Raw genomic sequence first — 24,141 nt, forward strand, 5'->3', positions numbered from 1 at the left:
GCCGACTGCTTCTTCGAGGTCCAAGACAAGCGTGGCACGCCAGCAAACGGCGGATCAATGGGACGAAGGCTCGAATCCGAGCGCACGTCCACCGCACTTCACAGCCTGCCAGCGACGGTTCGAATCCGGGAGCACTCCCTCCAGCTGATCGGGTCGTCAGCGTGCGATCGCATCTTTCATCCCGCATGCAAGATGACGCCTCGCTCGCGCAGCCTCGCCTGCAACACAGCGACTTGCGGCATGCCCGTCGCCGCTGCCATGCCTGCTGCCTCCCCCATCGCAAGACAGGCGAGAGAGATTCGCGCGGAAGCCTGGGCACCGTGCTCTGCGGACAGGCATCGCCCGGCGACCAGAAGGTTCTCGAAGCCTAGCGGTACCAGGCTGCCAAACGGGATCCCGTACCAGGCGCCATCGGGCAGGGGCCGCCAGATCGTGGCGCGACCGGGTGCATGGTCTTCGATTGGCCAAGCGCAACACGCGATGGTGTCCACCGGTGCCACCCCGGCCATCACGTCGGCTTCACGCAGCACGGCCTGCCCGGCGATGAGCCGGCTTTCCCGCACGCCGAGCACCGGGCCGATCCCGGCGACGCGCGCCCGATCGAAGCCGGGCAGGCTGGCACGCATCGCAGCTTCGTAGAGGAAGGCCTGGCGACGGCCCTCCGCCTCGGCCGCGGCGCGATCCCAGGGGTCGGAGGTGTCGAAGGGCGTGCCGCCAGGTTTGAATACGCGCGTGGCGTTCACATGCACTTCGTGGTCGGCGAGGTAGGGGAACACGGCCACCATCGTGCGCGGCAACTCGAAGCCGGCTTCCACCGCCCCTTCAAGGGCGGCGTTCACGGCCGCGCGGGGGACGGTGCTGAATGTCGCACGGTCCACGGGCGCCATCCGCACCATGGCGGAGGGGGCCTGCACCTGCGGCGAGACATGAAAGGCGCCGCCCGAACGAGCCACGATCTCGGCATCACCGGACGCATCGACGATCTGCTTCGGCACGATTGCGTACCGCCCGCCCACCGTCTCCACGAACACCGCCGTGACGCGTGATCCCTCCCGGGTCGTGCCCGCCACGGTGGCACCGGTCAGCACACGCACGCCGCATGCCGCCAGCATCTCGTCGGCGACGATCTTGAAGCGCTCGGGATCGTAGGGCAGGCCGTGAACCCCGCGCACCAGGACGGACCTGCGCGGCGGGCCGAGCGCGTCGCGCGCGAGGAGCCGCTCGCGCAGCTCATTCCACAGCCCGCCTACCACAGGGCGCAGTTCCTGCTCGGGCCCGACATGGCGGAACGCGCCGCACAGGCCGCCCAGCGTCACCGCCGACACCGTGCCACCAAGGAAGCCGAGCTTCTCGACCAGGAGCGTCTCCGCGCCCTCCCTCGCGGCAGCGGCCGCCGCCGCGAGGCCGGCGATGCCGCCGCCAACCACAAGCACCTCCGGCCGCGCCAGGATCGGCGTGCGGCGCGGCGGTTCGACGAGGCTGTCGGCGGTCACTGGACCCTGGCGCCGGTGCGGCGCACGACCTCAGTCCAGCGGCCGACATCGTTCGCCAGATGGGCCCGCGCCTCCGCCACGCTGCCGCCGAGGACGCGCGCGCCGCCATCGGCGAAGCGCCCACGGACGTCCTCACGCGCCAAGGCCGCGTTGGCCGCGGCGTTCAGCGCCGCCAGCGCAGGCTCGGGCGTCCCGGCCGGGGCGTGCAGCCCGAACCAGGCGACGGCGTCGAAGCCCGGCAAGGTCTCGGCGATGGCGGGTATCTCGGGGGCGGAACTGCTGCGCTGGAGCGAGGTCACACCTAGAGCCTTGACCCGACCCTGCCGCACCTGCGGGAGGGAGGAGGTGATCCCGTCCGATAGTGCATCTACGGTGCCGGCCAGTAGGTCGTTCATGGCCTGGGCGGCGCCCCGGTAGGGCACGATTGTCACATCCACGCCGGCGCGCATCTTCAGTAGCTCGACCGCCATGTGCTGCGTCGTGCCGAGGGAGCCGACGGCGACGCTGATCTCGCCCGGCCGCCGCTTGGCCTCGGCGATCAGGCCGGCGATATCGGCAATGTTAAGCCGTGGCCCTGCGGTCAGCAGGTTGGGTGAAGAGGAGACCAGCACCACGGGCGCCAGGTCGCGCCCGGCGTCGAACGGCAGGCGGTCCATCAGCGCGGCATTGATGCCGAGACCGGAGCCCGAGAACAGGAGCGTCGTTCCGTCTGGCGTGCTCCGCACCACGTATTCGGCCGCGATGTTGCCAGCACCGCCGGGACGATTGTCGATAACGACGGGCTGGCCCAGCGCGGTTTGCATGCCATCGCCGACCAGGCGCGCGGCGAAATCCGTCGGGCCGCCCGGCGGGAACGGGACGACGATGCGGACCGGCCGCGCGGGAAGGGGCTGGGCCCGGGCGAGGCCCGGCGCGGCCACCAGTGCAAGGGCTGTGCGGCGCGTGAATCGCATCGTCGTTTCTCCCCGTCGTGTCAGGTTGCATCGAGCAGGCGCGCGAAGTCGGCGGCTTCAGCGCGGCGCGGGTTCCAGGTGTGGAACGGACCGCCAACGCAGCGCGCGACGATCGCTGCGCGCTCGTCGGCCGTGAGGGCGAGGTCCGCATAGCCGGGCGTGACGCCGCATTCCCCTATGAGGTCGGTGATCAAAGCGGGCATGCCGGCGTGCCCTGCCATTTGTGCCGCCTCGTCGTAGAGCGCCCTGGCGACGGGCGTATTAAATGCGACGACCGCCGGCAGCGCGCGGGCGATTAGGAGGCCGTGAGGCAGGTGCCGGAACTCGGCGACGGCGTGGGCGATCGCATGCATGTAGCCAAGACGAGCCAAGCGCAGAGCCGCACCGCCGAGATGCGCGCCAAGTTGCAGGGACGACCGCGCCTCCGCATCGTCGGGCGATGCCAGCACGCGCGGCAACGCCTGCGCGACGAGGCGGATGCACTCCCGCGAGAACATGCGGCTGGCCGCGCCGGCCTGCTTCGAGACCAGCGATTCCAGCCCGTGGCTCAGCGCATCCAGCCCGCAGGCCACCAGCAGCTCACGCGGCTGCCCCGTGAGTACATCAGGATCGAGCAGCACGAAGCCGGGCGGCAGACACTCCGCGATAATGGCGCGCTTGCGTCCTGCCGCATCCGTCAGGATCGCGCTATTCGATGCCTCCGCCCCCGTGCCTGCCGTGGTCGGCACGGCGAGATGCGGCAGCGCGCGCTTCGGCGGCATCTCAGTGAGGCTCGTCGGGCTACGATCCTCGGCGAAGCAAGCGGCCAAGGCCTTCGCGGTGTCGATGGAGGAGCCGCCACCAAGGCTCACCACGGCTTCCGGCGTACCAAACCGGGCGAGCGCTGCCTCGACCGTTGCGACCGGCGGATCGGCGACGACGCTTGCGAACAGGTCGGTATTCAAGTCGACAGCCTGCAGCGAACCCCGCAGCCGTGCCAGCAGGGGCAGACGCGCCAGGCCGGGATCGGTGACGATCAGTACGCGCCGCCAACCCGCCGCCCGCGCGACCTCACCCGCGCGCGCCAGCAAGCCCGATCCCTGCCAAACCCTCGCGGAGGGCGCGAGCAGAGGCGTGAGCCCGTTCAGCGGCAGCATGTGTCTTTCCCGGACGTTCCGCCGCCGATGCTGCCGACATATTCCTATCCGGACAAGTTCGCTGCCATGCCCATCCTGGCGGGGCTCTGTCGCCAAGAGCGAAGCGGCAGCATCCTAGGCGTGCGGCCGTTCGGTCTACTCCCTGTTGGCTGTCTCGTGCGCCCAGAGAAATTCGTTCCCCGGTCCCCACCGCTGCTCCAGTCGGTTTCCCAACCTCACATTTCTACCTCGTCGACGGCGCCGTGAACCGCAGGTTTCCTGGGGTTCCGCCGATTCGGCTTGATGGTTGGAGAGCGCAACGACTCCAAGGAATTCTCTCCGGACGACCAAACGTCTCCGAAGCTCGGGAGTAGCCCGATTTGACCCTCAAGCTTTATCCCATTGATTTTTCTTGATTTAAGCCGGGCCAAGCTTGGGACATTTCAGGAATCCAACCGCTCGGGCGGAGGAAACCGGAGAACGTAGTTTTGCTGCTGACCCCAATCCATGTATCAATATGCGACTCTTGCCTCGCCACTGGCGTTGTTCGGCGGGTCTGGCCGGTGGCTGTCGGGCTGTTTTCAGGCCACCGAACACAGAAACTGCCCTTACTTCGTGTCGACAGCATATTCTGCGCAGATCTGTAGCGTCAGAGTGCTTGCACAAAAAATAGGGAAAGCCGGGGCTATCGATGATGCCTACGAAGACCGCCGAAGATTATCTAGCTGCGCTGGCTGAAGAACTCACAATCAGCGAGACGCGATATGACGAGGCGTGCCGCAGCTACGCGTCTCTGGGCGCGTGGCTGAACCGACCCGATTCTGATGTTCTTGAATATGATCCGCAGATCTATGTTCAGGGTTCCTTTCGCCTGGGCACCGCCATCCGCCCCCTAAGCGACGAGGAGGAGTACGATGTCGACTCGGTCTGTGTGCTTCGTAGCCTCGGCACGAGCGAGCTTAGTCAGAAGCAGCTGAAGACGCTCGTGGGCGATGAGATCAAGGCCTACCGCCGCGCCCAGAATATGGTGAAGCCCGTCCGCGAGGGGCGTCGGTGCTGGGTGCTCTCCTATGCCGATGGCGCCATGTTCCACATGGATATCGTGCCGGCCGTTCCCAACGCTGCGCGGCAGCGCCTAATGCTAGAGGCCCGTGGGCTCGACCTCCGGTGGTCGGACACGGCAATCGTCATCACGGACATCCGTTCGCCTGTATATGAGTACATCTCGGACGACTGGCAGCGGTCAAATCCAAAAGGTTACGCCGAGTGGTTCAGACTGCGGATGGGCGCGGTGTTCGAGCGGCGCAGGCGCGCTCTCGCCGAAGCTATCAAGGCTAGTGTCGAGGACATCCCCGACTATCGCGTGAGGACCCCGCTCCAGTCCGCCATCATGATCCTGAAGCGGCACCGCGACGGTATGTTCGTCAACCGGTACGACGAGCGCCCGATCTCCGTCATCATCACCACCCTCGCCGCCCATGCGTACAATGGCGAGGAGAAGATCGCGGATGCACTATACTCGATACTCACGCGCATGGATCAATTCATCGAGCACGACGGACAACGGTGCATAATCCGCAACCCGTCCGACCCGCTCGAGAACTTTGCGGATAAGTGGCCCCAGCATCCCGAACGGCAACGAGCGTTCTTCCAATGGTTGGCGCAGGCCCGCATCGACTTCGGCGAACTCGCGCGGCAAGTCGACCGCCGCCGGCTCGTCGAGAGTGTCCAGCCCCGCATGGGTGCCGTGGCGGACAGGGCCGCCGCCCGCCTCGGGCCACCGCCTGGAAGCATGTTGCGTCCCCCCACAGCGCCAGCGGCGGTTGGCGCTGCCGCGTCGAGCGCGCCCGCCTTTCCGAACACCCGACGTGAACCGACTTCGCCCAAGGGCTTCGCTTGATCTGGTGGGCAGACCAGCCCACCAGGGCGCAGTCTGAGCGCAATGCTATCGGGCATCTCGCCAACCGCAACGAATGGCTCGTGAACGTAACCTGGCGCCTGGCGGCGAACCTACAGCTCGCCGCCGATATCGACATCGAGATCGATGGGCGAATGATTCCTTTGACACTAGTCTATCCGGATTATTTCCCCGACACGCCACCCTCTGTCCTTCCGCGCGACGGCGTTCGCCTATCCGGTCACCAATATGGTGCGGCGGGGGAACTGTGTCTGGAGCATCGCCCCGACAACTGGACGCCCGGCATCACGGGCGCGATGATGATAGAGAGTGCGCACCGCTTGCTCTCGTTCGAGCAGGAGACCGGGCAGCCAGCGCCGTCCGACCATCGGGACCTGCCGTCGCAGCGGTCGCGTAGCGCAAGCCTGCGGTTCCTCTATTCCCGCGAGTCCTGGGCGGGCATGTCCATGGTCGAGGAGGGGCAGAGCGCCGGTGCAGAGCTCCAGGAGCACGACGCCGCCGGCTTCTACGTCGCGCAACTGTCGCACATCGGACCTGCCGACGGGCCGGTCTGGTCGGAACGAAGGAAGCGCGGCGGCGACCCACGCAAGCTTAGGGCGGTGATCGTCCGCCTACCCGCCGGGGCCAGCCGCAGGTGCAAGAACTTCAACGAACTCGAGGTACTACTCCAGACGCACGGTTTCGCCACTCTCGCAACGGATCTGTCAAACGCCTCCGACTGGGTCGGCGTCATCCTATTCGATGGCAGCAATCTTCATGTTCCAATGTTGTTCGGCGGAAGCGGGTCGCGTTCGCTGATCAGCTACGACGCCGTGTTCGCCGAGATCGATGGCGTACGCCTGGATCCTGAGTATGCGCTGCTCCGCGGGGCCAAGGTCGCGGTTGTCGGATGCGGCTCGGTCGGCTCGAAGGTGGCCGTCCAGCTTGCCCGATCCGGTGTGGGCAGCTTCGTGCTGGTCGATGGTGACGTGTTAGCCTCGGGGAACTTGGTACGCAACGAGCTAGACTGGCGAGCCGTCGGAATCCACAAGGCCCCCGCGCTCGGCGCCCGGCTCAAGGAGGTCAGCTCGGACTGCGCCGTCAGCACCCGAACGACCGTCATGGGCGGCCAGGAGAGCAGCGGCACGATCTCGGCGACCATGAGCGCCATCGAGGAATGCGATCTTATCATCGACGCGACGGCAGACGCTGGCGTGTTCAATCTCTGCGCGGCCATCGCACGACGGGCGGAAAGGGCGATGTGCTGGGCGCAGGTGTTTGGCGGAGGTGCCGGCGGCGTCGTCGTCAGGCTGAGGCCCAAGGTCGACCCCACCCCGCTCACCGCCCGGCAGCGCATCGAGGGCTGGTACGCGGAGCAGGGGGTAGAGTGGCCCGACGACGGGTCCTCGCAGCCCTATGCCGAGACCAGCGGTGCGGGAGTACCGCTCATCGCAGATGATGCCGACGTCTCAGTCATCGCCTCGCATTTGTCGCGCCTCGCCATCGACCTTCTCGCGCGCCCGGGCGCGACGATCTTCCCGTACTCGGCCTATTTGATCGGTCTTGCCGAGAGGTGGATCTTCACCGCTCCGTTCGACGTGCGCCCGATCGATCTTGGCGAAAGCGACGCGTGGACCGCGGAACCCAAGCCCGGCGACGTTGATGCGCTCAAGCAGCTTCTGGCCGATCTACTTCCAGGAAAGATCGATGCGGGTTGAGATCTCAGGGGAAGTGCGAGCAAGGCTGCGGCGGGCATTGCGTGCCGCCGGCCGCCGTGAGATCGGCGGTGTGCTCATGGGCGAGCAGATCGAACCCGGCCACTTTCGCGTCGTCGAACTGTCGATCGACAAGGATACCGGTGGCCGCGCCCATTTCGTCCGCAGTCCTGAGGCGCATGCCGGCGCGCTGGACGCGTTCTTCCAGCGCACCGGCAACGAATACAGCCGATTCAACTATCTCGGCGAGTGGCATTCGCACCCCGGTTTTCCGGTGATGCCGAGTGTCCAGGATGCCGCGTCGATGGACGAGCTCGTCCATGGCGAACGGGGCATCGACTTTGCCGTCCTTCTGATCGTCAGGCTGCACTGGTGGTGGACGATCGTCAGCTCTTGCACGCTATTCCGCAGAGACCTCCGTCCCTCACCCGTCGAGATATTGGAAGAATGAACTTGCTCAGCTACTTCGTTCGCTCGTTCATCGACTGGGTCTTCAGGCGTCGGTCCGTCGGCGTCACGCTCATTAAGCTAGGTCTTCCGCTCTTCGGCCTGGTGCTATTGGGCCTAACCATCGGCGTGACCATCCCCACAGCAAATGGTCCCTTCGCCTTCAGCTGGGACACGTCCAGTGGCGGCTCGGCCGCGCTGAGCTGGGGCGTATTCCTTATCGCCACTCTCGTCGTCCTGCTCGGGGTGGCACTGATTGCCCGCGACATCCGCCTGGAGAGTCGGAAGAAGGTTGTAGTCATAGAAGCGCGAGGACTGCGGGATTGGCGAGGTGAACCGTTAGAGAAGGCCGTGCCGACATCGATCAAGGGACAGCGCGAGCAGGTGATGCTCGACGTTCGACAGGGCATTGTTGACGGTCAGATCGTCAGCCCCGATGTGGCAATGCGCCGCCTCTCGGGTCTGCGAGATGACATCGCAAGGCGCTGCGACGGGCTCGATCGCGCAGATGTATCGTTCGTCCTTGGCGGCCTAGCGCCCGTGCCGCTGCTCTTCCTACTCGGCGTGATTGTCGACGACGAATCCCGCACGCTCATCATGGACTGGGATCGCAAACGGCATGTCTGGCGCCCGCTGGACGAGCAGGACGACCGCAAGCGCTTCTCCATCTCCGGCCTCGACGTAGTGACTGCGGGCACGCCGCGCGCCGCTCTTTGCATATCCGCGTCCTATGACGTGCTCGAAGTGGATGTGCGGCTAGTTGAACCCTCCGTCCCGATTGTCAGAATGGATCTCGAGGATCGCACGACAGCTTCGCACTGGTCGGAGCAGAAGCAGCAGCAGTTGGCGCAGCAGTTTCTCGACACGGTGATGGCGTTAGCTCGTCAGGGGGTAACCGAGATCGCCCTGTTCTTGGCTGCTCCGGCGAGCGTTTCGCTTCGCTTTGGCACGGTGTACGATAAGCGCAATCTGCCAGGTGTGATGGTAAACCAGTACGAGCAGGCTGATCCAAAGAAGTTTCCCTGGGCGATACGGATGCCAGTCGCCGGACTGGCGCAGGCCGAATTAGAACAGCGCTATAAGCAAGCCAACATTCACTAGGAGTGCGAAAGAAATTCGCAGGATCGTCCTTTCATAGCAGATTCTATACTTCAGCCTCGAGTGGCTGTCATTGAAGCGATTTGGGCGCGGGGGGAGTATGGGTATGCGGCTGAGAGACCGTTTGAGAATGCCGGCGGCTGAGGGTTCGCGAGGGATTTTTCGTGCTGGGCAGGAGCCGGGCGCAGCCGATGCCGGTTGCATCGGCTAGTCCGGGGACGCACCCAGCGCGGAAAAGCCCAGCGAAACCTGACCTGCCCCTGATCAGGGATCCACGAGCTATGAGAGACTTGGCCCATGTTCTGGCCTGGCCGGCTGGCCCTGCCGGAGCGGAGCGTAGGCGGGGCCAGCCGGCCAGGGCAACACCGCTTCCGGCGCCGGCGGCCGATAGCCCAGCGCGCTGTGCGGCCTGACCGTGTTGTAGTGCCGTCGCCAGCGCTCGATCAGTACCTCGGCCTCCCTCAACGAGTAGAAGATCTCCCGGTCCAGCAGTTCGTCCCGCAGCTTGCCGTTGAAGCTCTCGTTGTAGCCGTTCTCCCAGGGTACCCATCCGGCGAGGGCCGCCTTCCGGTGCCGGGGTGAACCTGTCTTCTGATCTTATCGACGCTCGTAAGGGTGCTGCTAAGGACAGGACGGATTGGCGGGATGGAAATCATCAGCGGCGTGGAGCGGCGACGCCAATGGCGCGTCGAGGATAAGCTGCGGATCGTCGCGGAGGCGGAGCGGCCTGGGGCATGCTTTGCGGATGTGGCGCGGCGGCACGAGGTGAGCCGGAGCGTGCTCTGGGGCTGGCGAAAGCAGGTCCGGTCGGGTGCCCTGGCGGTGGAGCAGATGCCTGCCTTCATGCCGGTGCAGATCGCGCCTGAGCCGCCATCGAACACGTCCGCGTCGCCGTGCTCGCTGTCGCCAGAGGCTACCGCGGGCCGGGATGCCCAGCGGATCGAGATCGTGCTGCCGGACGGCACCGCAGTGCGTGTCCTCGAGACTGTCGGCACCACGGCGCTGCGCCGCGTGCTGTCGGCGCTACGCGGATGATCCCGGTTCCCTCCGGCGTCCGGGTCTGGCTGGCGGTGGGCCATACGGATATGCGCCGCGGCATGAACGGCCTGGCGCTGCAGGTGCAGCAGGCGCTCGGGCGCGATCCCCATGCCGGCGATCTCTACGTCTTCAGGGGGCGCCGCGCGGACCTGGTCAAGATCGTCTGGCACGATGGCATCGGCATGTCGCTCTACGCCAAGCGCCTCGAACGCGGCCGCTTCATCTCCTATGGCCTTTGTCAACCACTTTGGTCGTGTGTGATCGATCGCCTGATGGGCTGGCGTTATTCAAGCCGATGCACACGATCCGCATAGGTGAGGACGCCGGGAGTTCTCGACGGTCGCTCAGACTCCTATGCGGGGGTTGGTTACCCCATGATGACGGTGCGTCGGAGGGCTGCCTCGCTCTGGCCTCGGACGTGGGCGTGATCGCCTGTCCAATATAAATTCGAGGATCCCCTCTACCGCGCCCGGCGTCCTCGCTGATGCGGATCGTGGGTGTGTGATTTAATCAGGCGCCGAGCGGGACGCGCTGGCCGATCGACCAGACGAACCCGAGCAACTCCCTCGCCACCGCGGCAGTCGCCACGACAGAGCGTTTGCCGCGTGCCGTGAGCTTCTTGTAGGTCTTGTGCAGGCGGAGCTGCGCTTTCCACGCCAGCGCATGAATATCCTGCGGCACCGGCGGACAGCGTTCCTTCATCCACTGCCCGACCTTCGGCGTGGTGCGGTAGTTCCAGGCAGCCTCGCACAGCACCGTCCGCGCGATTGAACTGCCCGTCTTGGTGATGCCGCGTGGCCGCACTGTCCCGCCGCTGCTGTGCTCGCCTGGCGCGAGGCCAAAGTAAGCGACGAGCTGGCGAGGGTGCGCGAACCGGGAGAAATCGCCAACCTCAGCGATGATCGTCGCCGCCACGACAGGTCCGACACCCTTCAATGCCTGAAGGGCCTGCATCTGCCGCGCCCAGGGCGAGGAGGCGAGCATCTCGCGGATCTGCCCCTCCACTTCGGTTTTGCGGGCCTCATCGTGTTCGAGCGCGTTGAGGTATGTCTGGAACGCGATCTGCTGAGCGGGATGGCCGAACTGCCTGTTGCAGAGCCACTTGCGGTGCCGCGTACTCCAAGACTTGCCCTCGAAGCGTAGATCGCAGCGGAGCAGGAACGCCTGGATGCGGATACGGTCCCGACGCACGTCCTGACAGGCCGCATGTCTCGCCCTGACCAGGTCACGCAGCGCCTCGTGCATAGCGTCTGGCACCCAGACGTAGGTCAGCTCCCCGGCCCGGTGTAGGCGGGCCAGAGCAATGGCGTCGCGACGGTCATTCTTGATCCGCTCACCAGGTTTTCGCGGTGTCAGCGACGGCGCGCAGACCCGACACGTCATCCCCATGGCCGCGAGCTGGCGCTGGACGTTGTAGCCGCACGACCCCGCCTCATAGACGAACTCCAGGGCGCCGTGCCGCCGAGCGAGCCCGCGGGCGAGCTTGCCGATCGCCACGGGGGTGTTCTCGATCGTGCCGACGTGCCGGACCTCCCCGGCGCGCCCAGCATCTGCCACCGCCACGCTAATGGTCTCCTTGTGCACATCGAGACCAACGAAGGCGCGAACCTCATCCATGTCACGTCCTCCTCGTTCGCCGGGCCCACGCCCGGACCGCGACCAGAGTGGCTCCCCGGGGCGCGAAAAGGCCATGTCATCTGGCCTTCGCCGACCGATGGTTGCGTGGCGATCTCCGGCGCGCAGTTGGCCTACATGCTGGACGGCATCGATTGGCGGAACCCGCAGCGAACCTGGCGGCCAGAGGTCGCGGGATAGCGACCGGCAGGCCCAATTTTCTACTGGCGCCAGCGCGTCGGCCATGATTCGATTCAGCCCGTGCCGATCACGCCGGACAGCCCTGTTGCCGACATCATCGCCCTGCAGGCGGCACTCGCCGCCGAGCGCCTGGCACGGCAGGAGGCCGAGGCGCGCGCCACTGGCGCCGAGGCCATGGTGGCGCACCTCAAGCTGCTCATCGCCAAGCTCAAGCATGACAAGTTCGGCGCCTCCTCCGAACGCGGCCGCAAGCTGATCGACCAGCTCGAGCTGGAGCTCGGTGAACTGGTCGCCGCCGCCAGCGAGGACGCCGCCAAGGCCGAGACCGCCGCGGGCAAGGACAAGTTGGCCAACGGCGGCACCACGCCGCGCCGGCAACCGGCCCGCACTTCCTTGCCGGACCACCTGCCGCGCGAGCGTGTCGTGATCGCCGCGCCCTCGGCCTGCCCCTGCTGCGGCGGCAAGCTCTCCAAGCTCGGCGAGGACATCACCGAGACGCTCGAGGTCGTGCCCCGGCAGTGGAAAGTCATCCAGACCGTCCGCGAGAAGTTCTCCTGCCGCTCCTGCGAGATCATCACCCAGCCGCCCGCGCCCTTCCACCCGATCGCCCGCGGCCGCGCCGGCCCTCAGCTCCTCGCCATGATTCTCGAGGCCAAGTTCGGCCAGCACCTGCCGCTGAACCGCCTCTGCGAGACCTACGCCCGCGAGGGGATCGAACTCAGCATCTCCACCGTCGCAGACTGGGTCGGCGCCTGCACCGCGGGGTTGGCGCCGATGATGGCATTGATCGACGCCCATGTCCTCGCCGCCGCACGACTGCACGGCGACGACACCACGGTGCCCGTGCTGGCCCGCGGCCGCACCATCATCGGCCGTGTCTGGACCTACGTCCGCGACGACCGGCCCTTCGCCGGACCCGCACCGCCGGCGGCCACCTTCCGCTACTCCCGCGACCGCACCGGCGAGCACCCGCAGAGCCACCTGGCCGGCTACCAGGGCATCCTGCAAGCCGACGCCTATGCGGGGTTCAACGAGCTCTACGCGCCAGACCGCAAGCCCGGCCCGATCACCGAGGCCGCCTGCTGGGCACATGGCCGGCGCAAGCTGTTCAAGCTGGCCGAGGTCGCCCGCGCCCCGCTCGCCGCCGAGGCGGTGCGGCGGATCGACGCGATCTTCGCGGCCGAGCGCGCCATCAACGGCCTCCTCGCCGAGCAGCGCCTCGCCGTGCGGCAGCAGCAGATCGCACCCCTCGTCGCCGAACTCGAGACCTGGATGCGTGAGCAACGCGCCCGGATGTCCCGCCACGCCGAGGTGGCCAAGGCCATGGACTACATGCTGACGCGCTGGGACGCTTTCAGCCGCTTCCTTGCCGACGGGAGGATCTGCCTGACGAACAACGCAGCCGAGCGGCAGCTGCGCGGCGTGGCCCTCGGCCGGAAGGCATGGATGTTCGCAGGCTCGGATCGAGGCGGCGAGCGCGCCGCGGCGATGTATTCGCTCATCGCCACCGCCAAGCTGAACGACGTCGATCCTCGCGCTTGGCTCGCCGACGTGCTGGGGCGCATCGCCGACCATCCCGCCTCCCGCCTGCACGAGCTGCTGCCCTGGAATTGGAAGGCAGCCCAAGCCAATACCGCCGCCAAGGCCGCCTGACCGTGGCCGCGCCGGGCGTCGTCTTCACGATCGCCCGCGCCGCCGAGATGCTCGGCGAGACCGTCGACCTACTCGATGAGATCGCCGACCAACTCGAGCCAGAGGACGGCTGCCTCTGGATCTACGATACCGACGAGCACGCCAAGCGCGACTACGCCCGAGTGAAAGCCAGGCCGGACGCCATCTCCGTCCTCCAGCAACTCCCCGCCTGGTTCGAAGACTACAACACCATCCATCCTCACTCCGGCTTGCGCATGCGCTCGCCGCGTGAGTTCATCGCCCAGCAGTCAGCCAACCAAGCCGCATGTCCGGTTTGATGGGGGCCACTCCACCCAGCGTGCGACAGGCGCGGCGCTCGGACACCCCGAGCACCGACTGCACATGCCGCACGCCAGCCCGGCGGCGCTCGGGGCCTAGAAGTTTCCCTCCGCAGCCTCTTTCAGAATCTGCTTGTCCAGCGTCAGCTCCGCCACCGCCCGCTTTAGCCGCGCGTTCTCGCGCTCGAGATCCTTCAGCCGACGCGCCTGATCCACCTTCAGCCCGCCATACTCGGATCGCCAGCGGTAGAACGTAGCCTCCGAAACCGCGAGCCGCCGGCAGATCTCCCCCACCGTCCGGCCCTGCGCCAACTCCACCTCAGCCTGCCGCAGCAGCCCGATGATCTGCTCCGCCGTGTGACGCTTCCTCGGCATCCCTGCCTCCTTCCAAGGAAGCCAACTCTCTCATCACACGCGGATCCCAGGCAGGGGGGAAGGTCAGTCGCGTTGACGTCGCAACATTTTTTTGACGAAATTCTGATAAACGACAAGACACATATTTGCAGAGCAAATTACAGAAGCGCGCAGAAACGAATTCAGTGTGTATTTTACAGGAACAAAAAAATCCATGATGCGCCATCAACGCAGTAACGCGTCCTCAGGAACATACTTGGTCGCGAGCCGATAAACGGATGTTTAAGACTGAAACAAGGCTCCATGGGCGCGAGGATATTTATCATGGCTTCACTGGAACTTTCCTGTCTCACCGATTGTACGCGGCTGGGGTCTGCGAGGGCGACGGCTGGATGCACGCGTGCCGCACGGCCACTGGAAGACGCTGACCTTCATCGCCGCTCTGCGGCACGACAGGGTCGACGCGCCCTGCGTGATCGACGGGCCCATCAACGGCGACCTCTTCACCGCCTGTGTTGAGCAGATCCTGGTGCCTACCCTCAGCCCCGGCGACATCGTCATCCTCGACAACCTCGGCAGCCACAAGGGACCGCGCGCCCGGCATACGGTTCTGTTGCGAAGTTTGCACTGGGCCGTGGCTATCTGCATGCCGCGCTCGGTCAGCCGACGGCTCCGAACAGCGCGGCCACGAAGCCGGCCTGAGCTTGCATGTTGCAGCCGCCGATTTGATGAACCTGCCCCTTCTTGATCATCGCCATGGCCTCGTAGCCCGCCAGGGTTCGTCGCGCCGTGCGCATGCTGCCGAAGCCGAGACCCGGTCGTATCAGCCGCTTCACACGACGATGGTCCTGCTCGACGATGTTGTTCAGGTATTTGGATTGCCGCAGTCGGACGAACCGCAACATCACGCCGCCGTCCTTCATCTCGGTCACGGCGCGCGGGTAGGCGGGGTTCTTGTCTACCGTGATGGTGCGCGGATTGGCCGTGTGAGGCTGCGCCAGCGCCTTACGGAAGAACCGCTTGGCAGCGGCCGCGTCGCGATGCGCGGCGAGCAGGAAATCTATCGTCTGCCCGCTGCTGTCGACGGCGCGGTAGAGGTAGGTCCAGCGCCCCTTCACACGGACGTAGGTCTCGTCGACACGCCACGAGCCGTTGGTCCTGCACAGGTGCGGCCGCAGTCGCTTCTCCAGCTCCGGCGCGTAGGCCTGTATCCAACGGAAGATCGTCGTGTGGGAGATCTCGACGCCACGGTCCCGCAGCATCAGCTCAAGATCCCGGTAGCTGATCGGGAACATGAGATACCAGCGCACTGCCCACAGGATCACCTCGGCGGTGAACTGCCGGCCCTTGAAGGTCAGATCTGCTCGAAGCTTCTGCAGCTGCCGTCTTGCCATGCCGTAGTGTCGCGCCGATCGGGACAAGCCGCAAAGGATGCAACAGAACCCTGCTCGACGATGTTGTTGAGGTACTTGGATTGTCGCAGTCGAGCGAACCGCGACAGCACGCCGTTCTCTTTCATGTCGGCCACGGCGCGCGGGTAGGCCGGGTTCTTATCCACCGTGATGGTGCGCGGCGTGACCGTGTGCGGCTGCCCGAGCGCCTTGCGGAAGAACCGCTTGGCCGCGGCCGCGTCGCGATGCGCGGCAAGCAGGAAGTCGATCGTCTGCCCGCTGCTGTCGACGGCGCGATAGAGGTAGGTCCAGCGACCCTTCACACGAACGTAGGTCTCGTCGACCCGCCACGAGCCGTTGCGCCTGCACAGGTGCGGCCGCAGTCGCTTCTCAAGTTGCGGCGCGTAGGCCTGGATCCAACGAAAGATCGTGGTGTGGGAGATCTCGACGCCACGGTCCTGCAGCATGAGTTCGAGGTCGCGGTAGCTGATTGGGAACATCAGGTACCAGCGGACCGCCCACAGGATCACCTCGGCCGTGAATTGCCGGCCCTTGAACGTCAGATCCGCTCGAAGCTTCTGCAGCTGCCGTCTTGCCATGCCGAAGCTTCGCGCCAATCCCTCCGGGCTGCAAAAGATGCAACAGAACCGGATTTCGCGCATCGGCCAGCACGGTGGACGGCCGACCCGCGACGGTGAGGGCAACAGCGGTTCCAGCACCGCCCATTCCGCGTCGGTAAGGTCGCTGGGAAAGCGCAGCGCGTCGCGCCTATGCTGGGCGCGGGTGATCGCGGTCCACATGGGGCTGATTTCCAACTCGGTCTCGACAACCTGTTGAAATCACGCCCGCCGCGGTCACCCAACCCATGTTCCGCCCTCGTTCAGAGACAGCCTCTGAGATCCGGGCTAGCGTCGTGAGTTTAGCAAAGCCGCCGACAGCATCCTTGACAACCTCTCGGCCGACAAGGCCGGGCGCCAAAGTCCAGCCTGCTACTCGTCGCAGTCAGGTCTGGCCTTTCTTCGGTATCACTGTTGCCGAGGCTGGACGTTCCTCCGCGCGCGCGGGAGCACGAACACCGGACGTAGTCGCTCGGACCGGACCGACGATCCGCGTGACCAATTCACGGAATCGCTCGTAGCTGAGGCTCCCCAAACTGGATCTGTTATCGCGATAGATCTGCGCGAGCGAATGCCCGGCCTGGAGGTCACCTCGTATGCGGTCCTCGATTGCGAGCACCGCAACGCGGCCTGCGCCCCATCGACTCCCCTGCTCCCCACTAATTGGCACGCCCCACGTCCCTCGCAGCTGTTCGGCCTGCAGGCCGACAAGGCTTGCACAGGCCGACAAGGCTTGCACAGGCCGACAAGTGCAAGACCGGCTCCGTGACCCGGAACCTCGCCCCCATCACGACACCGCGAAATCCAGGATTATACCCGTGAAATACAGGAAAATACAGTATACCTACCTCTCCGACGCCAGCCGCCACCGCGCGTCGATCTGGAGCCAAGCATGTCATCGATCCCGCCACAGTCACCACTCGAGCGCCGGACGGAATCGATCCGACTGGTACTCACACCCGTTGAGCACACCATCATCACCGAACGTGCCCGAATGGCCGGGAAGTCGGTCAGCGCCTTCCTCCGAGATCTCGGGTTGCAGGCGCCCGTGGCGCCGGCGATCGCGCGCGACGCCATCGTTAAGGCGATCCAACTGATCGAGATGCTGCGGGACCACTGCGATCGGCTTGAGGCGCTGCCACCCCTCAGCGAACTGGCGGAACCGCAGCGTCAGGAGGTGCTGAGCAAACTCAAACGATTGCTGGCGGAGATTGAAGACTTGGTGCTGCCGCGATGATTCCGCGCGTCGTCCAGCACGGCAAGCAACGCTCGTTCCGCGATACGGCAGCAGACGTGCTCCTCGCGGACGCGTCGACAAACCCTGCCCGATGGTGGCGATGCCGCGGCGCCAACGCTGGTCGAGGCATCAGCGATGCCTGGGCTACGAACTGCACCGTGGCGGACCCGGGCCTAGCCGTTGTCGAGATCGCGTGGACGCACTCTCGCCAGCGGGCAACATGCCGACGGACTGCCAGCTATCACCTCGTCGTATCGTTCGACGAACGCGAAGCGCCGCACGTCGATCTGCTTGAGCGGATTGAGCAGCATTTGCTGGACGCGATTGGACTTGGTCACCATCCGCGTATCGCTGCGATGCACGTCGACATGGAGCGCCGGCATCTGCATGTGCTCGTCAGCCGCGTCGATCCAATCTCCGACTGCGTCTTCGTGCCGAAGTTCGACCATCGCCGGCTTATGCAAGCCGCCAGGGTAATCGAAGACCAGCATCGCCTTGTGCCGAACTACCACGGCGAGCTTCGAGGGCGTGGTCCGATCCCCAGCGGCGGGCGAGTTGAAGGGCGTGATCCATTCCTGGGAGATGTGGACCCGTTGCTCGCGACGCAGATGTATGCGCGGTTCGTGTGTGCGGGCTCGATGAATCGCGCGAAGGTGCGCGACGATCTGTCGCGTCTGACGCTGGAGCTGAACCAACAAAAGAAAGCTCTGCTGGCGGAGGAAGCAAAGGCGATCGCCACCATCGGCGGAGTAGCCCACATCGATCGCAGCGCCGCGATGGAAGCTCGGAGGGCGATCCGCGCTAGCACGAGCAACCGACGACACAAGCTTGTAGCCCTCGGCCAGGAGCGTCGCAAACAGATCAAGGCCAGCACGCCGAAGCTCGAATGGCTGCCGTGGCTCCAGTCCGAAGCAGATCGCGGCGACCAACAGGCAGCCGAACTGCTTCAACAACTGCAGCATCGTGCGGCGTTCCGGCGGAGCAGCGCGGCCGTTGATGCGACGACGAAGCGGGAGCCGAGCAACACCAAGGTGCCCTCACTGCGACGGCATTGGACTGCGAAGACACAAAAGATCGAAGGGCCGGATCATGAAGCTGCAATTGCGCCTTGCTCTCCGCGACCCGCCAGCACCCAGCGCTGACACGCCGCAGCGACGTCGATCAATTGGACGAACTGTCTGGAGCTTGCTGACGTGCACAGCAGGTGGCGTCTGTCGGCTGTTGGGTGTGGCCGCCATCGGGCTTCTTGCATTGCCCATGACGGTAGCTTTCTTGGTAATCGTTGGCGCTCTCGGCTTGCTTGGCCTGATCGCGCTTCTGCATCTCGCGTGGGCACTGATCCTCTTGGTGTTCTGGCTGATTGATGGAGACCAGAAGCTGCTCTGGGGTGCGTTGGAGATGTTCGGCTTAGCGTGCGTGTACAACGCGCCGGCCGCCATCGCCGGCTATTTCTGGGCGGGAACGCTGGACCGTAGGCGCGCTCAACACAGCGACGCGCCGTTCAAGGACTGAAGCGACGAACGAAGCCTTAAGGCAGGATGATTTACCCTATTCCCGGCACAACAGTGGTCCAAGCCTGCATTTGCCCTCTTCAAGGGAAAACGACAGCAGCACGACGTATTCGCCTTGCTCGCGGCGTGCATTGCGGCCGGCGCGGATGCGGGTAGCTACGACTGGACGGCGCCGGCCGGAGCGGCGGAGCTGGCCGCGCGGATGGCGCCGCTCGCCGGGATGGACCCGTCGGCGTGGTGGCAGCCTACGCGCGCGCGGACAAACCTCATCCGGCTGTGGCACAGCCGCACATGCGCGACCTTCACCGTCACGGTCGCGCCGCCGATCAGCACCACCTCGTGGCTCCAGTCGAACTGGTAGGCCTCGCCGAGCGCGAAGCGCAGCGGCACGAAGGCTGACACCGGCGCCGCGGCGCGAAGGTCTGCCAACCCCGAGCGCACGAGCGCCGCGGGCCGCGCTGGTCAGATGAGACACAACCGCAAAACCGCGTTCGCTTGATCGCGCGATACGAGGCCGCGGATGATGCTGGCCGAAGACGCGGCTCTCGCACGGCCGCCACGTTGGAGGCGCCACGCATGTACTTTACCCTGCTCGCGAAACGCCGTGCCGAGCTTGCGGCTGCCGCTGGCGCGCTGCGGGTAGTCGTCGCCGGCGGTCGCCAATTTGTGGCACGTGACCGCATGGTAACGCCGAAGGGGAAGCCCGAGACGTGGCGGGTCTATGCCCGGACACGCCCGGAGCGGTTGGCGCGCCCTGGCTTCCTCGCCGTCACTCTCACCAACGAGGCGGTGACGGGCTTGGTCGCCGAATGGCCTGTTTTCGAGCTTCGAGCCGTACTGCCCGGCGATCGAAATCTCGCTGACTTGGCTGCATTCTTCGTAAGTCTCGATGCCGGCCTCCGCTGTGATCGCACGGGCCGGCTTTATCCTCGTGCAGACGGGACCTTTCCGGGCCCTGTCACCTTCACCCCGGACCAGCTACGCGCCATGGCCGACGCATCCGTCGCGTTCGTGGCTAACCTGCAGGCTTCCCTGCCCCCGGGGCGATCTACGCGGTAGGTTTGAGCGAGGGCGGCCGTTTGCCCGGCGGCAGTCGCCGCTCAAATCATTCCGGAAGGCTACCCATTCACCGCGTCGGCGCTGGTTGTCCGTCCACTCTTTGAGGCATGCTGGCGACGCAGCGCCTTTGGCGGTCCAAAGCTGTCCTCCCGCATAATGGACTCGGAGCTTCGCCCGGTTCTGGCGAATTGCAGCTGGTCGCGATGATTGAGGCGAGCCCCTCTTGCCCAGTTCGCGCTATGCCCGCACACAAGCAGGCATGTTTCGCTTCGGCCGAACTATCACGCCTTGGGCTATCCACCTCTCCATCCGGTCACCTTAACTCGGTTGATTACCGCCTTCCCCTCGCCCTCCCTCAGCGGTCCCGGCCCCGATTGATCGGAGCGGGTGCCCGGCTCGATTCCGGCGCCCGGTGGTTCGCCCGATGTGCGGCTTCCTCTTTCGCAGCCCGCGCCCGAGCCCTGGCGCGTGCCTCGGCGGCCAGGCGGGCGCTCTCTGCCGCCCGTGCTGCCACCTCTGCGGCCTCGGCTTCGCGGGCTGTCTGAGCGGCCACCATATCCACGCTCGCGCGCCAGCCGGTCATGGTGGACTTTACCACCTCGGCGGCTTCCTTCGCCTTGAACATGCGGAAGTCGCAATGCTCGGCGCCGCTGCCGACCACGCCGCGGACCAGCCCGAGGGGCGCCATCGCGTCGGCATAGCTGTCCTGCAGGTCTGACATGGGGGAGCGGGCGCCGGGCTCGAATCCGCCGAACAGGACGCGGGCGCCGAGGCGCATTCCTAGGTGCCTCCCGCCGGCCGTCGGTTCGGCCGTAAGCGGCACCATGAGACCGTGGCCGTGGACGGACCGTTCGTCCGCGTGAAGATCGAACCGCAGCATTCTGTGATGACCAAACTCGGTCACGAACCACCTGGCGGTGCGCTCCGAGAAAAGGCGAAGCCGCTCCGGATCGCCGTCGCCGTCCTCGGCTTGGCCGGTCGGATTAAACCAGGCCGGCGAGGCCACAAACACGAACTCACAGGCAATGACCGCGTTCGCGCGGACTGCCTCTGGGTCCGGGTTCGCCCCGGCCCGCTCTATGACGCCGCGCCAAGCGGACATGGGCTCACCCCGGTCGGCTGGTGCGATACCCTCGCCTAGGTCGAAGGGCATATGGGCGCCGGCCTCCACGTCGCCGATCCGCGCCACCCTCGCCAGTTCATCCGGGCCGAGGTGGCGGTTTGCCACGTTCGGCCGGACGATCTGCGGCACGTCACGCCCGAGTAGTTCGTTTTCCTGGCGGCTGTTGTGGCGCCAGCGGGCCGTGAGTGCTTGGCGGCTGCGGATTTTCCCGAAATGGAAGGAAGCAAACATCTTCGGCATGGCGGCCCCCCGGCACGGCCAGGCACGGCCGCACGGGGAAGCTAGGTCGCCGCGTGCGAAAATGCGTGTCCATTCCTCGCCGGTGGTGGCTCACCTCCCGAGGCCGTCCCTCGGCCTGTCCCTCGCCGTATCCCTGGTCTTGCCCCGATCCGGTCCGGCCTTGGCCCTCGCTTCGTCGCCCGCCTGCTGGCGAGCCTTCGCGGCCTCGGCGACGCGGGCCATGGCTTCAACGGTTCGCCCGCCGGCCGCCAGGCGGCGAGCCTCAAGTGCTGGATCGCTGAAATGGATCTGGTAGCCGTCCCGCCCCGCCAGGCTGGCGAGGCCGTCGCGGAACGCCTGTGCGCCCTGGACAGCCTGCGGCACGGACGGGCCGAACCTGTCGGCCAGCACCCGCAGCGCAAGCGCCGAGGCCGCGTCCGTCGGCCGTTCCAGGTCCACCCGCGATCCGTGGTCCACCAGGCGCCCGCCGTCCGCCAGGGAGTACGCGAGGGACCCGTCCCGGCGCCACCACGGCCGCAGAGATGCGTCCGGCGCTTCTGCCCTACCGAACCCGCCATCGGCGCGCCCGACACCCGCTAGGCGGCCCCTGCGGCGGACGGCCTCCACGGCGTCGGCGTCCCCCTCCCCCGCCTTCGCGTCCAGCCATTCCTGCCAGGTCGGGACCAGGAATGCCTGGTTGATCGCAGCCGTGTCCGCCAGCACCCGCTCCACCCTGGCGCGCCGGTCCCTGTCGCGTTCGGCCTTCCGCCTGATCGCTTCGGCGCGGCGAGCCTCGGGCGTCCCCTCGCCGTCGCACGCGCGGCCAACCCGCTCCCGGTAGAATTTGGCGAGTTCGATCCGCCAGGCCCGGTGCGCTCCCTTGGCCTTCGCCATAGCCTCGGCCTTCGCCCGGATCGCGGCGCCCCGGTCCGCCTGCCAGCGGCCGTAGAGTGCCCCCTCGGCTGGCGCGTGCGGGAACTTTCCCTCCCTCGGCTGCGGCGCCGGCCTGCTGGTCGACCGATCCCAGGCCGTTTCACCGGCCCGGACCTCCGGAGCCGCGTCCTGCCAGGGACCGAACTTCGCAGATAGCCGGGCGAGGGACAGGTCTCGCGATACCGCTGAGGCCGTCACTCGCAGCCGTGCTTCATCGGCCCTCGCGATAGACAGCCCGCCGCCTAGCTTTTTCACCCGCAGCCCATGCCGCGCGGCCGCCTGGTGGATCTCCTGCCAGTCCTGGCCTTCCCCAGCGGCCCTCGCCAAGTCCGCACCGGCCCGGTCCCTCACCTCAACCAGGAACACCGGCGCCAGTTCGCCGTGATTCGTCCGCCGTAACCCGTGCACCACCTCCAACTCGGCCGACCGCACCATGAGGCGGGCGTGGTCATAGTAGGGGTCCGACTTCCGGAAGCTGGTCGGGTGAATGAGGTTCACCACAACATGGAGGTGAAAGTGCTTTTTATCCTGGTGCGCCGCCACTAGCCGCTGGTGGTCCGCCAGGCCGACCGCCGCGACTAGCTCGGCCTCGATCCTCCGCAGGGTGTCTCGCTCCGGACACTCCCCCGCCTCAAACGATATGACCAGATGATACCCCGTTTCGAGGCTCGCACCGGCCCGAATGCGGGCGTTCTGCTGGCGCGTCGCCTCCATGAGTTGGATCGCCCGGCCGGGCTCGGCCACGGCTCCGCAATTGTGGACCTCTACCCAGGCCACCTTCCCGCCCTCGGTTACGCCATGCGTCAGGTCCGCGGCATATTCGGCCTGTCGCTTCCAGCCAGCCGGCGCTCCCTTTTCGCGCAACACATACCGCCCAAGGGCCGCCAGCCCTGCCCCGCCTTTCCGGCGAACCCGCTTCGCGATCATAGGTCCGCCAGCCTCCCCGCCACCTCGGCCGCCGCCTGGTGGAGTTGGTCCGCCAAGCCAGGCGCCAAGGTGCCGCCGGCCTCGGCCACCTTCCCCGCCAGGTCGTCCAGCCGGGCTTCCAGCCGGATCAGCGACGCTGTGGCCTGCGGGTCCACCACGCTCCGGACCTGTGCGTTCGTCCCCACGGCCCGCAGTAGCGCTGACACCGACACACCGGCCCGCCTCGCCGCGTCCTCAATCACCTCCCGCTCGGCTGCGGTCACATAAACCAGTAACGGTGCGGAACGATCCCGCACTTGGTCCGCCGGAAGTAGTGGTCTCCCCCTCCGCTTCCCGGCCCTCTCGGCACCATCTTTCGCCATTTCACGCCGTCACTTCCGGTTGAAGAGCAGCCGCATTAATTGCGGCCCTCGCTGCCGTTGAGCCGAAGGTGAAAAAAAGGACCGTATTTGTGCGCTAGCACAAATCACATCTTGCCTACTATCCTCTCCGCTGATCTTCCACCCGCCCCTGACCTGCTATGCGAGCATAGGCACCGATACGCGACGACCTGCGATGCTGTGCGATGCTATGCGAACGCCCGAAACCCTATGCGAATACTGCCTAATTCGTGACTGACACTTGCCCGGCCCTTCTACTATCTGGCGAATACAGGCCAGACGGACCCGAGGTGTGCCCCGCACCCCCGCCAGGCCTCGGAAGGGTGCCTCCTGCCATGTCCGCTACTGCCCGAACCGCCCGAGGCCACGGCCTCCCCCTGGTGATTCCGCACCTGGACGCGATCCGCGCCGACCTGGCCGCCCTGTGGCCGCGCCGCGAGGTGTGGCGCCGACACGTCGCCGGCCTCGGGGTGTCCTATTCGCAGTTCTGCCGGATCGTGGCCCGCCTCATAGGGTACGCCGCCGCTACCGTGACCGACGCCATTAGGGACCTGCGAACCACCACTAGGCCGACCCACTCCACGCTCGGCACGCATGACCAGACGCGCGATCCATCCCCCCCGGCACCCGTCCGCGTGGACCCCTACCAGCCGCCCGCTCCGGTCCCCGAGGAACGCGATTCCGTCCCGCCTTCCCCTGCCCCGGCCAGCCCCGACCGACCCGCCTGGCGCAGCCTGCTAGACAAGCGAATTGCGGACCGCCAGGCAACCGAAGCCACGAACCGGACAGCACCCGAGGAAACGAAGGAACCAGCTCCGCCCGCCATTCCCTCCGCGCTCGGCACGCATG

Annotated in this window: 20 protein-coding genes and 5 pseudogenes; 13 read left to right on the forward strand and 12 right to left on the reverse strand. The window is 66.3% G+C overall.

Features of this window, described 5'->3' with window-relative positions; translation table 11 throughout:
- Positions 1-176: 176 nt before the first annotated feature.
- The 3 genes from ACTIE5_RS06380 to ACTIE5_RS06390 are packed head-to-tail and all read right to left on the reverse strand — an operon-like array spanning position 177 to position 3,582.
- Positions 177-1,493 carry an FAD-dependent oxidoreductase gene (locus tag ACTIE5_RS06380; RefSeq protein ID WP_439548867.1) on the reverse strand — a complete coding sequence of 439 codons (1,317 nt, stop codon included), beginning with the start codon at positions 1,491-1,493 and terminating at the stop codon, positions 177-179.
- Positions 1,490-2,446, reverse strand: a complete 957-nt coding sequence (locus tag ACTIE5_RS06385; protein WP_439548868.1) for a Bug family tripartite tricarboxylate transporter substrate binding protein — start codon at positions 2,444-2,446, stop codon at positions 1,490-1,492. The genes ACTIE5_RS06380 and ACTIE5_RS06385 overlap by 4 nt, the downstream gene beginning before the upstream one ends.
- A gap of 20 nt (positions 2,447-2,466) precedes the next feature.
- Positions 2,467-3,582 (reverse strand): iron-containing alcohol dehydrogenase family protein, encoded by a 1,116-nt coding sequence (locus ACTIE5_RS06390; protein ID WP_439548869.1) that lies wholly within the window; start codon positions 3,580-3,582, stop codon positions 2,467-2,469.
- 670 nt (positions 3,583-4,252) lie between these two features.
- On the opposite strand from ACTIE5_RS06390, the gene ACTIE5_RS06395 reads away from it, so the two are divergent.
- The 4 genes from ACTIE5_RS06395 to ACTIE5_RS06410 are packed head-to-tail and all read left to right on the forward strand — an operon-like array spanning position 4,253 to position 8,721.
- Entirely contained in the window at positions 4,253-5,461 is a 1,209-nt protein-coding gene (locus ACTIE5_RS06395; RefSeq protein WP_439548870.1) for a nucleotidyltransferase domain-containing protein, read from the forward strand.
- Positions 5,458-7,176, forward strand: coding sequence for a ThiF family adenylyltransferase (locus tag ACTIE5_RS06400; RefSeq protein ID WP_439548871.1), 1,719 nt, complete (start codon positions 5,458-5,460; stop codon positions 7,174-7,176). The genes ACTIE5_RS06395 and ACTIE5_RS06400 overlap by 4 nt, the downstream gene beginning before the upstream one ends.
- The gene (locus tag ACTIE5_RS06405; RefSeq protein ID WP_439548872.1) at positions 7,166-7,624 is read left to right on the forward strand and encodes a Mov34/MPN/PAD-1 family protein; all 459 of its coding nucleotides are present in this window, start codon (positions 7,166-7,168) and stop codon (positions 7,622-7,624) included. Before ACTIE5_RS06400 ends, ACTIE5_RS06405 begins: the two co-directional genes overlap by 11 nt.
- Entirely contained in the window at positions 7,621-8,721 is a 1,101-nt protein-coding gene (locus ACTIE5_RS06410; RefSeq protein WP_439548873.1) for an SAVED domain-containing protein, read from the forward strand. Before ACTIE5_RS06405 ends, ACTIE5_RS06410 begins: the two co-directional genes overlap by 4 nt.
- A 276-nt stretch (positions 8,722-8,997) precedes the next feature.
- On the opposite strand, the pseudogene ACTIE5_RS06415 reads toward ACTIE5_RS06410, so the two are convergent.
- Positions 8,998-9,261 (reverse strand): annotated as a pseudogene (locus tag ACTIE5_RS06415) (integrase core domain-containing protein); the annotation flags it as partial.
- A gap of 102 nt (positions 9,262-9,363) precedes the next feature.
- On the opposite strand from ACTIE5_RS06415, the gene tnpA reads away from it, so the two are divergent.
- Positions 9,364-9,753 carry an IS66-like element accessory protein TnpA gene (gene tnpA, locus ACTIE5_RS06420; RefSeq protein WP_439548874.1) on the forward strand — a complete coding sequence of 130 codons (390 nt, stop codon included), beginning with the start codon at positions 9,364-9,366 and terminating at the stop codon, positions 9,751-9,753.
- Positions 9,750-10,070, forward strand: a complete 321-nt coding sequence (gene tnpB, locus ACTIE5_RS06425; protein ID WP_439548875.1) for an IS66 family insertion sequence element accessory protein TnpB — start codon at positions 9,750-9,752, stop codon at positions 10,068-10,070. The genes tnpA and tnpB overlap by 4 nt, the downstream gene beginning before the upstream one ends.
- A gap of 196 nt (positions 10,071-10,266) precedes the next feature.
- On the opposite strand, the gene ACTIE5_RS06430 is transcribed toward tnpB, so the two are convergent.
- Positions 10,267-11,373: an IS110 family transposase gene (locus ACTIE5_RS06430; RefSeq protein WP_439548876.1), complete on the reverse strand. Its 1,107-nt coding sequence runs from the start codon at positions 11,371-11,373 to the stop codon at positions 10,267-10,269.
- A 258-nt stretch (positions 11,374-11,631) separates the two neighbouring features.
- Between ACTIE5_RS06430 and tnpC the strand changes: the two genes are divergently transcribed.
- Positions 11,632-13,224 (forward strand): IS66 family transposase, encoded by a 1,593-nt coding sequence (gene tnpC, locus ACTIE5_RS06435; RefSeq protein WP_439548877.1) that lies wholly within the window; start codon positions 11,632-11,634, stop codon positions 13,222-13,224.
- Between the two features lie 143 nt (positions 13,225-13,367).
- Positions 13,368-13,541, forward strand: a pseudogene (locus ACTIE5_RS06440) (integrase core domain-containing protein); the annotation flags it as partial.
- 13 nt (positions 13,542-13,554) lie between these two features.
- On the opposite strand, the pseudogene ACTIE5_RS06445 reads toward ACTIE5_RS06440, so the two are convergent.
- Positions 13,555-13,916: pseudogene (locus ACTIE5_RS06445) on the reverse strand (transposase); the annotation flags it as partial.
- Between the two features lie 337 nt (positions 13,917-14,253).
- On the opposite strand from ACTIE5_RS06445, the pseudogene ACTIE5_RS06450 reads away from it, so the two are divergent.
- Positions 14,254-14,505, forward strand: a pseudogene (locus ACTIE5_RS06450) (transposase); the annotation flags it as partial.
- A gap of 49 nt (positions 14,506-14,554) precedes the next feature.
- Here the strand turns inward: ACTIE5_RS06450 and ACTIE5_RS06455 are convergent.
- Entirely contained in the window at positions 14,555-15,289 is a 735-nt protein-coding gene (locus ACTIE5_RS06455) for an IS6 family transposase (RefSeq protein ID WP_439548878.1), read from the reverse strand.
- Positions 15,250-16,086, reverse strand: a complete 837-nt coding sequence (locus ACTIE5_RS06460) for an IS6 family transposase (RefSeq protein ID WP_439548879.1) — start codon at positions 16,084-16,086, stop codon at positions 15,250-15,252. Before ACTIE5_RS06460 ends, ACTIE5_RS06455 begins: the two co-directional genes overlap by 40 nt.
- Before the next feature lie 709 nt (positions 16,087-16,795).
- On the opposite strand from ACTIE5_RS06460, the gene ACTIE5_RS06465 reads away from it, so the two are divergent.
- The 3 genes from ACTIE5_RS06465 (at position 16,796) to ACTIE5_RS06475 (ending at position 18,652) form a co-directional block, all read left to right on the forward strand.
- The gene (locus ACTIE5_RS06465; protein ID WP_439548880.1) at positions 16,796-17,140 is read left to right on the forward strand and encodes a plasmid mobilization protein; all 345 of its coding nucleotides are present in this window, start codon (positions 16,796-16,798) and stop codon (positions 17,138-17,140) included.
- Positions 17,137-18,282: a relaxase/mobilization nuclease domain-containing protein gene (locus ACTIE5_RS06470; protein ID WP_439548881.1), complete on the forward strand. Its 1,146-nt coding sequence runs from the start codon at positions 17,137-17,139 to the stop codon at positions 18,280-18,282. The genes ACTIE5_RS06465 and ACTIE5_RS06470 overlap by 4 nt, the downstream gene beginning before the upstream one ends.
- 115 nt (positions 18,283-18,397) lie before the next feature.
- Positions 18,398-18,652, forward strand: a complete 255-nt coding sequence (locus tag ACTIE5_RS06475) for a hypothetical protein (RefSeq protein WP_439548882.1) — start codon at positions 18,398-18,400, stop codon at positions 18,650-18,652.
- 251 nt (positions 18,653-18,903) lie between these two features.
- Here the strand turns inward: ACTIE5_RS06475 and ACTIE5_RS06480 are convergent.
- Positions 18,904-19,059 (reverse strand): annotated as a pseudogene (locus ACTIE5_RS06480) (IS21 family transposase); the annotation flags it as partial.
- 168 nt (positions 19,060-19,227) lie between these two features.
- Between ACTIE5_RS06480 and ACTIE5_RS06485 the strand changes: the two are divergent.
- Positions 19,228-19,710 (forward strand): hypothetical protein, encoded by a 483-nt coding sequence (locus ACTIE5_RS06485; protein WP_439548883.1) that lies wholly within the window; start codon positions 19,228-19,230, stop codon positions 19,708-19,710.
- Positions 19,711-20,065: 355 nt separating this feature from the next.
- Here ACTIE5_RS06485 and ACTIE5_RS06490 read toward each other — a convergent pair whose 3' ends face one another.
- The 3 genes from ACTIE5_RS06490 to ACTIE5_RS06500 all read right to left on the reverse strand — a co-directional run bounded on the left by ACTIE5_RS06490 (position 20,066) and on the right by ACTIE5_RS06500 (position 23,274).
- Positions 20,066-21,073: a plasmid recombination protein gene (locus ACTIE5_RS06490; RefSeq protein WP_439548884.1), complete on the reverse strand. Its 1,008-nt coding sequence runs from the start codon at positions 21,071-21,073 to the stop codon at positions 20,066-20,068.
- Between the two features lie 90 nt (positions 21,074-21,163).
- Entirely contained in the window at positions 21,164-22,912 is a 1,749-nt protein-coding gene (gene traI / locus ACTIE5_RS06495) for a TraI/MobA(P) family conjugative relaxase (RefSeq protein WP_439548885.1), read from the reverse strand.
- Positions 22,909-23,274 carry a plasmid mobilization protein gene (locus ACTIE5_RS06500; RefSeq protein WP_439548886.1) on the reverse strand — a complete coding sequence of 122 codons (366 nt, stop codon included), beginning with the start codon at positions 23,272-23,274 and terminating at the stop codon, positions 22,909-22,911. The genes traI and ACTIE5_RS06500 overlap by 4 nt, the downstream gene beginning before the upstream one ends.
- Positions 23,275-24,141 lie beyond the last annotated feature (867 nt).

The organism is Falsiroseomonas sp., from assembly GCF_051859025.1.
Taxonomy (GTDB): domain Bacteria; phylum Pseudomonadota; class Alphaproteobacteria; order Acetobacterales; family Acetobacteraceae; genus Falsiroseomonas.

What these genes read in the sequence shown, in the direction of transcription:
- tnpA (WP_439548874.1), top strand. Translation starts at nt 9,364, where the DNA reads ATGGAAATCATCAGCGGCGTGGAGCGGCGACGCCAATGGCGCGTCGAG.
- ACTIE5_RS06465 (WP_439548880.1), top strand. Translation starts at nt 16,796, where the DNA reads ATGTCATCGATCCCGCCACAGTCACCACTCGAGCGCCGGACGGAATCG.
- tnpB (WP_439548875.1), top strand. Translation starts at nt 9,750, where the DNA reads ATGATCCCGGTTCCCTCCGGCGTCCGGGTCTGGCTGGCGGTGGGCCAT.
- ACTIE5_RS06460 (WP_439548879.1), bottom strand. Translation starts at nt 16,086, where the DNA reads ATGTGGACCGCGATCACCCGCGCCCAGCATAGGCGCGACGCGCTGCGC.
- traI (WP_439548885.1), bottom strand. Translation starts at nt 22,912, where the DNA reads ATGATCGCGAAGCGGGTTCGCCGGAAAGGCGGGGCAGGGCTGGCGGCC.
- ACTIE5_RS06390 (WP_439548869.1), bottom strand. Translation starts at nt 3,582, where the DNA reads ATGCTGCCGCTGAACGGGCTCACGCCTCTGCTCGCGCCCTCCGCGAGG.
- ACTIE5_RS06395 (WP_439548870.1), top strand. Translation starts at nt 4,253, where the DNA reads ATGATGCCTACGAAGACCGCCGAAGATTATCTAGCTGCGCTGGCTGAA.
- ACTIE5_RS06470 (WP_439548881.1), top strand. Translation starts at nt 17,137, where the DNA reads ATGATTCCGCGCGTCGTCCAGCACGGCAAGCAACGCTCGTTCCGCGAT.
- ACTIE5_RS06490 (WP_439548884.1), bottom strand. Translation starts at nt 21,073, where the DNA reads ATGCCGAAGATGTTTGCTTCCTTCCATTTCGGGAAAATCCGCAGCCGC.
- ACTIE5_RS06410 (WP_439548873.1), top strand. Translation starts at nt 7,621, where the DNA reads ATGAACTTGCTCAGCTACTTCGTTCGCTCGTTCATCGACTGGGTCTTC.
- ACTIE5_RS06405 (WP_439548872.1), top strand. Translation starts at nt 7,166, where the DNA reads ATGCGGGTTGAGATCTCAGGGGAAGTGCGAGCAAGGCTGCGGCGGGCA.
- ACTIE5_RS06430 (WP_439548876.1), bottom strand. Translation starts at nt 11,373, where the DNA reads ATGGATGAGGTTCGCGCCTTCGTTGGTCTCGATGTGCACAAGGAGACC.
- ACTIE5_RS06475 (WP_439548882.1), top strand. Translation starts at nt 18,398, where the DNA reads ATGACGGTAGCTTTCTTGGTAATCGTTGGCGCTCTCGGCTTGCTTGGC.
- ACTIE5_RS06455 (WP_439548878.1), bottom strand. Translation starts at nt 15,289, where the DNA reads ATGGCAAGACGGCAGCTGCAGAAGCTTCGAGCAGATCTGACCTTCAAG.
- ACTIE5_RS06485 (WP_439548883.1), top strand. Translation starts at nt 19,228, where the DNA reads ATGTACTTTACCCTGCTCGCGAAACGCCGTGCCGAGCTTGCGGCTGCC.
- ACTIE5_RS06500 (WP_439548886.1), bottom strand. Translation starts at nt 23,274, where the DNA reads ATGGCGAAAGATGGTGCCGAGAGGGCCGGGAAGCGGAGGGGGAGACCA.
- ACTIE5_RS06385 (WP_439548868.1), bottom strand. Translation starts at nt 2,446, where the DNA reads ATGCGATTCACGCGCCGCACAGCCCTTGCACTGGTGGCCGCGCCGGGC.